Source organism: Poseidonibacter lekithochrous (assembly GCF_018861145.1).
Classification (GTDB): domain Bacteria; phylum Campylobacterota; class Campylobacteria; order Campylobacterales; family Arcobacteraceae; genus Poseidonibacter; species Poseidonibacter lekithochrous_A.
This window is the reverse complement of sequence record NZ_JAHKQT010000034.1, coordinates 1-11,518: the sequence shown is the minus strand read 5'-3', so window position 1 is coordinate 11,518 and position 11,518 is coordinate 1. Positions and strand designations below refer to the sequence as shown.

The 11,518-nt window shown below is 25.7% G+C and carries 17 protein-coding genes and 1 pseudogene; 3 read left to right on the top strand and 15 right to left on the bottom strand.

Annotated features, from left to right (window positions below; translation table 11 throughout):
* Positions 1-8: 8 nt before the first annotated feature.
* The 3 genes from KO488_RS12610 to KO488_RS12600 form a co-directional block, all read right to left on the bottom strand.
* Positions 9-569, bottom strand: a complete 561-nt coding sequence (locus KO488_RS12610) for a transposase (protein ID WP_216059166.1) — start codon at positions 567-569, stop codon at positions 9-11.
* 200 nt (positions 570-769) lie between these two features.
* Positions 770-1,114, bottom strand: a complete 345-nt coding sequence (locus tag KO488_RS12605) for an ArsR/SmtB family transcription factor (protein WP_122893458.1) — start codon at positions 1,112-1,114, stop codon at positions 770-772.
* Positions 1,115-1,116: 2 nt separating this feature from the next.
* Complete coding sequence (locus KO488_RS12600; protein WP_122893457.1) at positions 1,117-2,379, bottom strand: SO_0444 family Cu/Zn efflux transporter; 1,263 nt, start codon at positions 2,377-2,379, stop codon at positions 1,117-1,119.
* 239 nt (positions 2,380-2,618) lie between these two features.
* On the opposite strand from KO488_RS12600, the gene KO488_RS12595 reads away from it, so the two are divergent.
* Positions 2,619-3,038, top strand: coding sequence for a disulfide bond formation protein B (locus KO488_RS12595; protein WP_122893456.1), 420 nt, complete (start codon positions 2,619-2,621; stop codon positions 3,036-3,038).
* A gap of 1 nt (position 3,039) precedes the next feature.
* The gene (locus KO488_RS12590) at positions 3,040-3,714 is read left to right on the top strand and encodes a DsbA family protein (protein WP_122893455.1); all 675 of its coding nucleotides are present in this window, start codon (positions 3,040-3,042) and stop codon (positions 3,712-3,714) included.
* 137 nt (positions 3,715-3,851) lie between these two features.
* Here the strand turns inward: KO488_RS12590 and KO488_RS15420 are convergent, their stop codons facing one another.
* The 3 genes and pseudogenes from KO488_RS15420 to KO488_RS12580 all read right to left on the bottom strand — a co-directional run bounded on the left by KO488_RS15420 (position 3,852) and on the right by KO488_RS12580 (position 4,705).
* Positions 3,852-4,010, bottom strand: a complete 159-nt coding sequence (locus tag KO488_RS15420) for a GDCCVxC domain-containing (seleno)protein (protein WP_303572596.1) — start codon at positions 4,008-4,010, stop codon at positions 3,852-3,854.
* Positions 4,011-4,037: 27 nt separating this feature from the next.
* Positions 4,038-4,397: pseudogene (locus KO488_RS15525) on the bottom strand (hypothetical protein); the annotation flags it as partial.
* 110 nt (positions 4,398-4,507) lie between these two features.
* Positions 4,508-4,705: a hypothetical protein gene (locus KO488_RS12580; RefSeq protein ID WP_122893453.1), complete on the bottom strand. Its 198-nt coding sequence runs from the start codon at positions 4,703-4,705 to the stop codon at positions 4,508-4,510.
* A 277-nt stretch (positions 4,706-4,982) separates the two neighbouring features.
* On the opposite strand from KO488_RS12580, the gene KO488_RS12575 reads away from it, so the two are divergent.
* On the top strand, positions 4,983-5,585 hold the full coding sequence (locus KO488_RS12575) for a TlpA family protein disulfide reductase (protein ID WP_122893452.1): 603 nt from the start codon (positions 4,983-4,985) through the stop codon (positions 5,583-5,585).
* Positions 5,586-5,801: 216 nt separating this feature from the next.
* Here the strand turns inward: KO488_RS12575 and KO488_RS12570 are convergent, their stop codons facing one another.
* The 9 genes from KO488_RS12570 to KO488_RS12530 form a co-directional block, all read right to left on the bottom strand.
* Positions 5,802-6,236, bottom strand: a complete 435-nt coding sequence (locus tag KO488_RS12570; RefSeq protein ID WP_122893451.1) for a hypothetical protein — start codon at positions 6,234-6,236, stop codon at positions 5,802-5,804.
* A gap of 564 nt (positions 6,237-6,800) precedes the next feature.
* Positions 6,801-7,118, bottom strand: a complete 318-nt coding sequence (locus KO488_RS12565; protein ID WP_216059165.1) for a cupin domain-containing protein — start codon at positions 7,116-7,118, stop codon at positions 6,801-6,803.
* Positions 7,119-7,190: 72 nt separating this feature from the next.
* Positions 7,191-7,964 (bottom strand): AraC family transcriptional regulator, encoded by a 774-nt coding sequence (locus tag KO488_RS12560; RefSeq protein ID WP_216059164.1) that lies wholly within the window; start codon positions 7,962-7,964, stop codon positions 7,191-7,193.
* A complete protein-coding gene (locus KO488_RS12555; RefSeq protein ID WP_216059163.1) occupies positions 7,965-8,759 on the bottom strand; it encodes a PhzF family phenazine biosynthesis protein in 795 nt (264 codons plus the stop codon). It abuts the gene before it with no gap.
* Between the two features lie 8 nt (positions 8,760-8,767).
* Positions 8,768-9,358 carry a LysE family translocator gene (locus tag KO488_RS12550; RefSeq protein ID WP_216059162.1) on the bottom strand — a complete coding sequence of 197 codons (591 nt, stop codon included), beginning with the start codon at positions 9,356-9,358 and terminating at the stop codon, positions 8,768-8,770.
* A 234-nt stretch (positions 9,359-9,592) separates the two neighbouring features.
* On the bottom strand, positions 9,593-10,006 hold the full coding sequence (locus tag KO488_RS12545) for a helix-turn-helix domain-containing protein (RefSeq protein ID WP_216059161.1): 414 nt from the start codon (positions 10,004-10,006) through the stop codon (positions 9,593-9,595).
* 54 nt (positions 10,007-10,060) lie between these two features.
* Entirely contained in the window at positions 10,061-10,729 is a 669-nt protein-coding gene (locus tag KO488_RS12540) for an endonuclease (RefSeq protein WP_303572594.1), read from the bottom strand.
* Positions 10,730-10,743: 14 nt separating this feature from the next.
* Positions 10,744-10,944: a hypothetical protein gene (locus tag KO488_RS12535; RefSeq protein WP_216059160.1), complete on the bottom strand. Its 201-nt coding sequence runs from the start codon at positions 10,942-10,944 to the stop codon at positions 10,744-10,746.
* Positions 10,945-11,297: 353 nt separating this feature from the next.
* Positions 11,298-11,518, bottom strand: a 221-nt coding sequence (locus KO488_RS12530; RefSeq protein ID WP_216059159.1) for a helix-turn-helix domain-containing protein, incomplete at its 5' end; no start/stop codon positions are given.

Below are 11,518 nucleotides of genomic sequence, written 5' to 3'. Positions count from 1 at the left end.
AATTCATGTTACCACTCCACACTATACTCTAGTGAAGAAAGATACTCTGTTATCTTTTCTTCCACTGATTCCATATCCTTACGTGTCATTTTTTCTGAGATAAGTTGATTCTTTGATGCATTAGCACGTAGAAAGGCACCATCAATAGCAACAACTTCTCCATCAATTAAATCAACAGAGCGACATAGCATTACAAAGTCACGAAATAATTGTTTTAATACTGAGGGATTATCTTTACGGAAGTTAGCAATAGTTTTGTATCCAGGAGAAAGTCCCATACAAAGCCACATCATTTCAACATTACGTTTAAGCTCACGTTCAAGCTTTCTAGAACTTCTTATACTATTTAGATATCCATAGAGGTAAATCTTTAAAAGTAGTGATGGATGATATGCTGGTTGACCTTCAGAACCACCGTTACAAGTAAATACTCCAACAGCAGCTAAATCTATACTATCGACATAGCTGTCAATAGCCCTTACTGGATTATTTTCATCAACATACTCATCCATACTAGGAGGAAATAAGAGTTGTTGATGACGGTCTAATCCTTCTTTGTAGTTCGGCATGTTAGGCCTTTTTGTTAATCTTTGATATCTATATTTTAGCTAATTTGTTGTTATCAATGGCTTTAGTTCTTTCACAGTCTCAAGAGGTTATAGAACAGTAATTTGAATCAAGTAATAGCTGTAACTTGGAAAATAAACATACGAGTTTATATTTAAGATTCTTATATTAAATATATATAAAGAAAAACTAACTAATGACCTTAATCTAAAAATGATGACAATTTTTGGATATATTGTGAAGAAATATAATAATTAATCATAAGTCCTTCTCTCTTAGAAAAAAGTATCCCTGCATCTTTTAACTTTCTTAAATGTTGAGATACAGGAGATTGTTTCATACCTAATATATCACTAATATCACAAACACATAATCTTTCATATTTTAAGAGAAGATAGACAATTTTTAATCTAACTTCACTTCCTAACAATGAAAAGAGTTTCTCTTTTTCTGAAAACATATCCTGTTTTAAAATTAATTGTTGTTTTTCATAATCAATTTTATCTTTATCAACTGTTATTCTTAGACAAGTAGTATCATTTTTCAATCTTATTCCTTCTCTCTAAACATATTCTTTTGTGGTATATGATTACTAAACTTAGGCTTTGATGTCAAATCAATGTTTTTATTTAAATTAGTAGTAAAGTTCTTCTCTTCTATGTTATCAGGTTTCTTCAATGTAGTATTAATATTATTACTTAATTTATTTGGAGAAAGACTATTGTTTACTGAGAATGTATTATTCTTAGGAGCAATAGAACTATCACTGCTATTAGTATAACTATTTACTTTTTTATTGAACCTATCTTTTAGTAAGTGATAGAATATTAATAACATCATTGCAACAGAAGATGAAATATTAAAAATGCTTACATCATCATTATCCATAGTAATTGTTAATAGACTAAGCTCTTTAAAAAATGTATCATATATATACCCAAAGAAGAAAGCCAATATAGCTATTACAACTAAGTATATAATTAAAGATGTTCTTCCCAACATTTTATAAACAACACTCATTGTAACTGCACTTGTAGCAGGTCCAGCAGTTAAGAATATAAATACAGCACCTGGTGACATACCTTGTAACATAAATGCAGCAGCAATAGGAAGTGAAGCAGTTGCACAAGTATATAAAGGCATAGCAAATAACATAACTACTATATAAGTTAAGAATTGATTTTCAAATAGGATTTCTGTATATTCTTTTGGTGTAAATGTAACAAATACTGAACCTAAAATTAAACCAATTAGAAGTGCTTTCGCCATATCATTAAATAATGTACCATAACCATATTTAAAAACATTTTTAAATAAAAACTTCTTTTTTACACTTGGAGTATCACAATTTGAAGAACAACCACAAGAAGATTCAGAAGCTTCTACTTGTATATTGTCATCTTTTTGAACAAAGTTTTGAACAAGTCCTACTGTAATTGCAATTATAATTGAAGATATAATTCTAAATGTTGTAAATACAAAACCAAATAATGAGTATGTAGCTAATATTGAATCAACACCAGTAATTGGAGTTGATATTAAAAAACTTTGAACAGCACCCTTACTTGCTCCTTCTTTTCTTAATCCTTGTGCTAATGGGATAACAGAACAAGAACAAACAGGTAAAGGTATCCCAAACAATGTTGCTTTTACAACGGCACTTGTAGAATCTTTTCCTAAATGTGATGAAACAAAATTGTCTGGTATTAATTGTTTTAAAATACCTGCAAAAAATAAACCTAAAATTATATAAATTGACATTGCATTTAATAAAATTATAAAATTGTCTAAAAAACTTGATAATAGTTCCATAATAATTCCTTTTAGAATATGTGATAGTATATTAGCATAATCTAATATACTGTAATTATATTGATATATTATTTAAAATTTAATTAAGACTATATAGTGGGGATAATTCTTAATCTATTATGGTATATATTCCTAAAAATACTTATTCACAAAATTTCTATTAAGTGTTAAATATAGATGTTAATTGTTCGTTAATCTTAAAGAGATAGACTTCAATATTTAAAGATAAAAGGTATTTGATGAATCTAAATATAAGAATTAGTACTAAAATCATTTTTTTATGTTTTTTAGTAGCAAGTAGTGCGACCTTAGGTAGTTTATTTTTTAGTGATATTATGGGATTTATTCCATGTAATATGTGTTGGTATCAAAGGATATTTATGTATCCTCTTTCTATATTATTTTTAATTAATTTACTCTATCCTGATGATAATGTGTATAAATATACATTTCCTATAGTAGTAGTTGGATTGCTTTTTGCTATTTATCATAACCTTTTAATGTTAGATATAATCCCAGAATCAATTGTTCCCTGCAGTAGCGGAGTACCATGTTCAACTGAATATATCAGTTGGTTTGGATTTATAACTATCCCGTCTCTCTCGTTTATAGCATATTTTATGCTTTTTATACTATTAGTATTTGGAAAGGAAAAATAACATGGCAAATAAAAACAACAACAATACAGTAATGCAGAATAAAACTATGATAGTAATTTCTATTATAATTTTAATTGGAATATTTTTTGGTATGAAATACACTTATAATCAATCACAAAATAATAAAACTGTTACTCTATCAGAAAATCAATCAGTGTTATTTAAAAGAGATTCCTCTTTTACAATTGGTCCTGATAATGCAAAAGTACAATTAGTAGAATACTTTGATCCTGCCTGTGAAACTTGTTCTCAATTTCATCCATACATAAAAGATATTTTGGAAAAGAATAAAGATAAAATTCAATTAGTTCTTAGATATGCTCCACTTCATAAAGATTCGGATAAGGTTGTAGTTATGTTAGAAGCTACTAAGAAACAAGATATGTTTTTGGAATCTCTTGAAGCCTCTTTTAAAACACAACGAAATTGGGCTGGACACAATGGACACAATCTGAATAATCTTTGGGGAACCCTCTCAGATTTGGGACTGGATATGGATAAATTATTAGAAGACATGAAAGACCCTGAATTAATGAAAATAGTAATACAAGATATTGAAGATGGTAGAAAATTAGGTGCTACAAAAACTCCTTCATATTACGTAAATGGAAAACCACTTCAACAATTTGGACTTCAAAATCTAAAAGACCTAATACAATCTGAAATGGATAAATAAAGAGAAGAATATAAAAACTATATAAAGAATAATTGTAGCAATTTCTTGAGTTTATTTTTCTCTGCTTCTAATTCAAAGGTAAGTTAAGTCCAAGTCATTGAAAATAGTGCATAAATATTTAATTATTTATGCACTATTTAAATAGAAGGAGAAGGCACTGTTACATATGAACAAAAAATACAACAGTCTTGTCCTTTTGGTCTAATCATTTTATTACAATTTCTACATTGATAAAAAAATTGACAAGAGTCAGTTAGTATAACTTCTTCTTTATGTCCACATAGAGGACAAGTAATTATAGGTTTTCATTGGATTTTCATAATTTACTCCTTTTGAGTTAATTCTTTAACTGCCTTTTTAATATCTTTTAAACAACATTTTCCAGATGGGTTATTATTCTCACAATTACAACCAATACTATTCATCTTTTCTGAAATATCTTCAATAGCTTTTGTTTTATTAGATATTTTTTCTTTCGTCCAATTAAAACAATAACAAATAGTAGAAGGATTAGCCCAATCTTTCAATCCAACTTCTATTATTAGTTGATTTTGTTTAATTAGCTCATTTAGTTTAAAATAGATAACTTCACAATTTGGTGTTTGACAGAATAGGAAGTCTTCAATAGATGAAAGTTCCTTTAAGTATTCTTCTTTAACTAAAGATTTAATCGTAACAGGTGAAACATTTTCGCTATGTTTTTACAAGTAGGACATATATCTTTTGTATGAAAAATCCACATTATAAATTCCTTTAAAGTTTCAAAATTTAGGAGAGGAGGGGGATTAAATAATTATAGAGTAGGTATTCCATAATTATTTAATATTGCTTGATGTTTTTCAAATGTTGCTAAAGTTTTATCTTGGTGCATTGATTTATGCATTGTTATACAATTTTCTTTACTCATATTCATCATTTTATTATTTTCGCTTGCAAATAGACTTCCTGCAAATAAACCTACAACTAATACTGATAATGTTAACTTTTTCATTTTTATATGGTGTATTATAAAGATTTACTAAGGAAGCAATGAGGAAATTTTATATTTTATTTAAAACTTTTTGAAAATGAATTATTCTATATATTCGGTTGAAATTTAGAAAAGTAAAGATAAAGAAAGTGAATAAGTTTTAGAATGGTTATATTATCAACAAACAAAAGAAGAAACTACAAATTTTTTAAAAGAACTTTCGGCATTTAATTAATCATCTATTAACTTATTATTACTATAATTTCAAGTAATAAAACTTATAAACATTAGGATAATCATGAAAACTAATTACTTTTTTGCCGTATTTCTTACATCACTTTTTTTATTTACAGGTTGTGATTCTAAATCAGAGATTGACGATAGCTTAATTGCAAATACTAAAAAGAATACACCTTATGTAAAAAAGTTTGTATCTAAAACATTTAAACTTACAACAACAGATGGTAAGATAATTGAGCTTACGAGTACAAAAGAAGGTTTAGACTTCAAAGATTACAAAGGTAAAAAAGCTATTTTAGTTGATTTCTTTGCAACATGGTGTCCCCCATGTATTAAAGGTCTGCCTATTTTAAAAGAGTTAAGAGAAAAATATAAAGATGATTTTGAAATAATATCAGTACTTTATGAGAAAGAAGAAGATAAACCTACCTCAGAAATTATTGATTTTATTAAAAAGTATGATATTACTTATCCTATTACTGTTGGAGAAGAAAACTTTAAATTAGCAAAAGATTTAGATGATGTTCAAAGAATTCCTGAACTATTTTTATTTTCTAAAGATGGAAAATTTGTAAAAAAATTTCTTGGGGAAACAGACTTAGAAACGTATGAAATATTTCTTAAAATGGCTATAGGTGAAAATAAACTTGAGATACGATAATCTCAGTTTACTCATTTTAATAGATAATTTTTTTAATTGATATAAATTTGATACTCTAATAATTCATAGAATATTTTTATTCTATGAATTATTTAAAACTTTAAATTTAAAAGAGTTAGTAATTATTAATTTGATGTTTAAGAAGTAGAAGGGAAGAAATATTAAATTTTTCTAGACTTACTATTAAAGTTTATAAGTGTAAGTCTAGAATAAAAACTAGCAATTTTTTAAGTAACTATGATTTGCATTATGTTCACTTGAATTCATGGCACATAAAATCTCATCTTTATTATTACTTAATATATAATCTGGTGTATCATCATTTTCTGGTGGATAAAATGCTAACAAAGTATTTGCATCAATTGTTGATGTTGATGAAACTCTAACTGTATTTAAATCTTGTGTTTTATTATCTATAAGATAATCTGGTGTATCATCATTTTCTAGTGGATAAAATGCTAACAAAGTATTTGCATCAATTGTTGATGCTGATGAAGCGCTAACTGTATTTAAATTTTCAACTTTATTCTCTACAAGATAATCTGGTGTATCATCATTTTCTATTGGGTAGAAAGCTGAGAAATCATTCTGTGCATATAATGAAGCTGCTAATAAACTTGCTAGTAAACCTGTTGTTATAATCTTTTTCATTTTAAATCCTTTTGATTTTTTATATGGTGTATTATAAGGATTTAATAAGGAAGGAATGAGGAAATTTTATATTATATTTAAAACTTTTTGAAAATAAATTATTCTATATATTCGGTTAGAATTTAGAAAGATAAAGATAAAGAAAGTGAATAAGTTTTAGAATGGTTGTATTAATATAATTTGATGTTTAAGAAGTAGAAGGGAAGAAATATTAAATTTTTCTAGACTTACTATTAAAGTTTATAAGTGTAAGTCTAGAATAAAAACTAGCAATTTTTTAAGTAACTATGATTTGCATTATGTTCACTTGAATTCATGGCACATAAAATCTCATCTTTATTATTACTTAATATATAATCTGGTGTATCATCATTTTCTGGTGGGTAAAAAATTATTACAAAGATAAGTTATAAAAATAAGTTCAACAACCTGTACCTTTTGGAGAATGTTCAAAAATTCAATTCTTTTTGGAACAAGCTTTCTCGTGGTAAAAACTGCTCCAAAAATAAGAGGTTATTGACAAGGATATATACTTTTTATATATTTAGCCAACTGATGAAGATGTTATAAATAATCTTCCCTAATAGGAGTAAATACATCAACAACTTCTCCAGATTCAAGTATTTCGATACTATGTTCCATATTTGCAGGAATTGAGTATGAATCTCCTGATACTAAAATTTCATCAAAGTTTCCAAATTTTAATCTATATTTTCCAGAAACTACATATCCATTTTGTTCATTTGGATGTGAATGAGTTGGTACATTATCAGTTATTTTATAAAGCATTTTTGTAACCATTGATTTTTCACCAATAGCTAAAACTACAAAATCAACACCTAAAAATTGTTTGTTTGTTGCATTTTCTTTTTTTACTATCATTTTTGTTTCCTTGGAATTTTAGGAAATTATATAGTTTATTTGAGTTGTATGATAGTACAAAATTGCACTAAATTATTTAGAGATATACTCAAAAGCAGTAACTCCATAAACTCTTTTAAAATGTCTATTTAAGTGAGATAAATCAGTAAATCCAAATTCAACTACACAAGCATATAAATCTTTTGTAGTATCAAGATATTTCTTTGCATGAATGAGTTTTGTATTTAAAAAATATTGATAAGGACTAAGACCTGTATTTGATTTAAACATTCGTATAAATTGAAATTTTGAAATATTAAACTCTTTTGACATCATTTCAATATCTAAAACATCATCAAGTTCATAATAAATAATTTCTTTTGCTTTCTTTATAAACTCAGATTCATTTCTATATTCTTTTAAAAAATCTTTTGAGCTAAAATTATCAATCATATTCAAATATAATTCACTACAAAAAGCTTCATCTTTTTCATTTAAAATTGCACTTCCCAAATTCAGAATATCATATTTAATTTTTTCATCATAAATTACTGGATTTGGAAATTTTACAATATCCTTTTTTTCTAAACCTTCTAAAAAAAGTTCAGGTTTGACATACAGCATTACATAATCTAAGCCCTCTTTATAATGACCTGCATTACCATCATGTATTTGCTCAGGATTAAATAACATTACACCATTTTTATATGAAGTTTGTAAAACACCATCTAAATTATATTCTTGAACTCCTCTTAATGTAACTCCAACAGCATACTCTTCATGAGCATGTTTTTTATAGGAAAACTTATTCATACTTGCTTTTAAAGCAGTAATTCCTAAAGAGTTTTTATAAATAAATTTATCCATTTATAAATCCAAATATATTTCACATTTTGAAAATAAAACTGCTTTTCCAGATAGTTCTATTCTATTCCCATTTAATTTTGTATATAAATATCCACCTCTAAATGAGTCTTGATAAGCAACTATTTCATTTTTTTGTAAAATATTTGCCCAATATGGAACTATATGACAATGACCTGAACCACAAACTGGGTCTTCTAAAATATTACATTTTGGAGCAAATGACCTTGATACACAATCTACTTTATCGCCTTTTGCAGTTACATGAACTAAAAGCCCATCTAACTCTTTTATCTTTTCAAAATTTGGAACTATATTATGAACTTCTTCTTTTGAGTTTACAATACAAAGTAGATCCCTTCCCTTATATGCTTCAACAATATCAACCCCAAGTATATCTTTCATTTTATCTGTTACATCAACTTTTTTTAAATTATAACTAGGAAAACCCATAGTATATAAATCATCTTTTAAAGTAACAGTTAATACTCCACTTAATGTTTCAAAGGCTATTTCCTTTTCATTTGGAATAATATAGTTTAAATATACAAAAGCAGTTGCTAATGTTGCATGTCCACATAAATCAATTTCACCACCAGGAGTAAACCATCTTAAATGATATTTATCATTTGTTTGAACTACAAAAGCAGTTTCTGATAGATTGTTTTCTTGAGTGATTTTTAATAAAATTTCATCGCTCAACCAATAATCTAGAATACAAACAGCAGCAGGATTTCCTTTGAAAACTATATCTGTGAAAGCATTTATAATATATTGATTTAATTTTATTTTATTCATTTTAACCTCTAAAAGTAATTTTCTATCCCTGAAATTACATAGGCACAATATACCAAAAATAAAGACATAACAATATTAGCTAATCTTTGATATTCTTCTAAAAAAGTTTTTAATAACCTACCAAATAATACCCAAGAGAAAAATGAAATAGTACCAATAATAGTTACACCTAAAGCAAATAACAATAATTCATCAATAGAACTATAATATGGCATTACAAAACTTGGAAAAATTGTTAAAGCAAATACCACTCCTTTTGGATTGATAAATTGCATAAGAAATCCAACTTTAAAAGTTGCAAACTCTTTTTTATCTTTAATAGCTCCGTTCATATTAAAAATTAAATAAGCCAAATATAACATATAAATTGAGCCAATAATTTGCATAACAAATAAAATATTTGGTAAAACACTATTCAAATATGAGTTTAAAACAACAGATAATACCAATAATATTCCAAAAGCCAAAATAGCACCATAACAAAATTTAAGGGCTTTTTGTACTCCATGATTATTTACAGTTGAGAGGATTAAAATATTGTTTGGACCTGGAGTTATTGTCGCCACAAAACAATAAAATATGAAAAATGTTAGATTCATTTGATCATTCCTAATTTTTTTTCGAATTATACTTTTTTGAAAAAAATTAGGATAGTACATTATTGCATGACTAAATTTTAAAACTTGATCTGTCAATATAAAATAGGACAAAATATGAGTTATAAAAACAAGTTCAACAAACTGTAAATTTTGGAACTTTATTTCAAATTATATATTTTTAAATCAAGTTTCATTAAATGAAATAAAACAATAATAAATTGTTTTTTCTTGTTATTACTTGATATTTATTTTATATCCATGACTAGATCTATTCTTAATTATGTCGTAATATGTTTTGGCTCTTATTTTATTTATAATATTTCTTAAGGTAAAAACACTCATATTCTTACCTTCCCAAACATTATCTTTAATCTCTTCACTAGAACAGAATTTATTTTGATTAGCTAGTAAATACAAGAAGAATTTCTTTTCAATCTTTGTTAGTTCTATTTCTTTTTCTTTATTGAAAAGTTTATTAAGAAATGAATTAAAATAGTAATCATATTCAAAATTAATGTTAGGTGCAAAATCATTTTCAATAAGTTCTACTAAATACTCTTCTATAGATTTGTTTTTGTTTTTAAGTTTCTTATCAAGACGATATTGTAAGTCAGATGATATATCTAATTTAATTGTTAATAGTGGCATATATACAACCTTTTAAAAATAATTTAAATCATTATGATATATTACCTGAATAAATTACTTTATAAACTTATTTATATCACCTTGTAATTTTAAAACTCTTTTATTTTTGATTCTTTCCCAATTATCAACTGGATCTTGTTTATTCCAAACTTCCATTACTCTTCGTTCTTGTTTTGAGAGTCTTATATTATATCTATCACTCATATAGAAGTATATTCTTGCAATATCTCCTCTAATTTCTTTTTTTGGATATGCTCTTTTTGTTTTAAAATTTACTTCAAATTTACAATTACCATATTGTCCTATTTTTGGATAATAACTTGCAAATCTATAATTACTTCTATCACCATTAACTTCTCCAATAGAAGGTACTAGATTATGCATATCAGATTCCATTACTCTAAATGTATTATCTTTCCTACAAGCTTTTCTACCACCTTTATTCCAACAAGGTAAATGCTTCCCAAAGTTATGTGCTGGCATTACATGTTCCCACTCTATTCTTTTGGCTCTATCATTTTCTTTACCTGATTTAAAATAAGGTCTTCTTGGAGTATAAAACTTATTATCTTGAATTATTAATGCTTTTTCTTTATTCTTTACTCTTTTCATTTCATAAGGGTTTGAACAATAAAAAGTAATTTGATTATCATAATAAATTTTCTTTAATAGTATTTTCTTTGATTTAGAAAGACTACTTGCATTTAGTGATAACGTAAGTATTGCAATTGTTATTATTAGTTTAATTGTTTTTCCTTAGTTCTTTTAGAGTTTTGTATTTTCCACTGATCTTTAAATCTATGTGCTAATTGACTATAAGAACAATCATTACACTTTACAGTGTCATTAGGTTTAATATCTAAGCTTCTTCCTATAAAGATATTCTCACTTTTACATCTAGGACAAGCTACTTGTAGTTCTATTTGTTTATTAAACATTATATATTCTCTTTTTATTTAATTTTTGTAATATTATCATTTTTAAATTAAGTAGTATAAAAGTATTTCAATATGTAATTAAATAGATCTTTGTTTCATTTCATTTAATGAAGTAATAGTTATTGGTTTTAAATAGATTAATTGGTTTTAAATAGATTAATTGATATTAAAAGGATAGTTGCATATAAAAGAATTACAGTTTAAAAATATTTAATTGTAAATAGCACATATTGATATGTATTTAATACAAGATAAATAATCACAAAACAGCAATGTTAGAGTAAAGACTCAGTTTACATTGTTCCTTCATGATTTGCTAAAAATATTATATCAAAAAACTTTTTTAAAATCTATTATTTATTTTCTAATTCATTCATAACATCAAATATCTCATTTTTTAAATAATCATATTTTTTTGCTTTCTCATAATATTCTAAAAATGCTCCTACCCATTTAGGAACTGGTATTGCTTTATCATTTACTTTAAATCCCCAATTGTTAATTGTAGAATATGGAGTATCTGATATATCTGAGAAATCTTTTTGTGATATATTTAACTCTTTTAATCTTTTAT

Bases quoted from the DNA above. Each gene is read 5' to 3' on its own strand.
- KO488_RS12545 (WP_216059161.1), bottom strand. From the start codon at position 10,006: ATGCCACTATTAACAATTAAATTAGATATATCATCTGACTTACAATAT.
- KO488_RS12560 (WP_216059164.1), bottom strand. From the start codon at position 7,964: ATGGATAAATTTATTTATAAAAACTCTTTAGGAATTACTGCTTTAAAA.
- KO488_RS12590 (WP_122893455.1), top strand. From the start codon at position 3,040: ATGGCAAATAAAAACAACAACAATACAGTAATGCAGAATAAAACTATG.
- KO488_RS12555 (WP_216059163.1), bottom strand. From the start codon at position 8,759: ATGAATAAAATAAAATTAAATCAATATATTATAAATGCTTTCACAGAT.
- KO488_RS12595 (WP_122893456.1), top strand. From the start codon at position 2,619: ATGAATCTAAATATAAGAATTAGTACTAAAATCATTTTTTTATGTTTT.
- KO488_RS12610 (WP_216059166.1), bottom strand. From the start codon at position 569: ATGCCGAACTACAAAGAAGGATTAGACCGTCATCAACAACTCTTATTT.
- KO488_RS12600 (WP_122893457.1), bottom strand. From the start codon at position 2,379: ATGGAACTATTATCAAGTTTTTTAGACAATTTTATAATTTTATTAAAT.
- KO488_RS12575 (WP_122893452.1), top strand. From the start codon at position 4,983: ATGAAAACTAATTACTTTTTTGCCGTATTTCTTACATCACTTTTTTTA.
- KO488_RS12570 (WP_122893451.1), bottom strand. From the start codon at position 6,236: ATGAAAAAGATTATAACAACAGGTTTACTAGCAAGTTTATTAGCAGCT.
- KO488_RS12550 (WP_216059162.1), bottom strand. From the start codon at position 9,358: ATGAATCTAACATTTTTCATATTTTATTGTTTTGTGGCGACAATAACT.
- KO488_RS12565 (WP_216059165.1), bottom strand. From the start codon at position 7,118: ATGATAGTAAAAAAAGAAAATGCAACAAACAAACAATTTTTAGGTGTT.
- KO488_RS12535 (WP_216059160.1), bottom strand. From the start codon at position 10,944: ATGTTTAATAAACAAATAGAACTACAAGTAGCTTGTCCTAGATGTAAA.
- KO488_RS12580 (WP_122893453.1), bottom strand. From the start codon at position 4,705: ATGAAAAAGTTAACATTATCAGTATTAGTTGTAGGTTTATTTGCAGGA.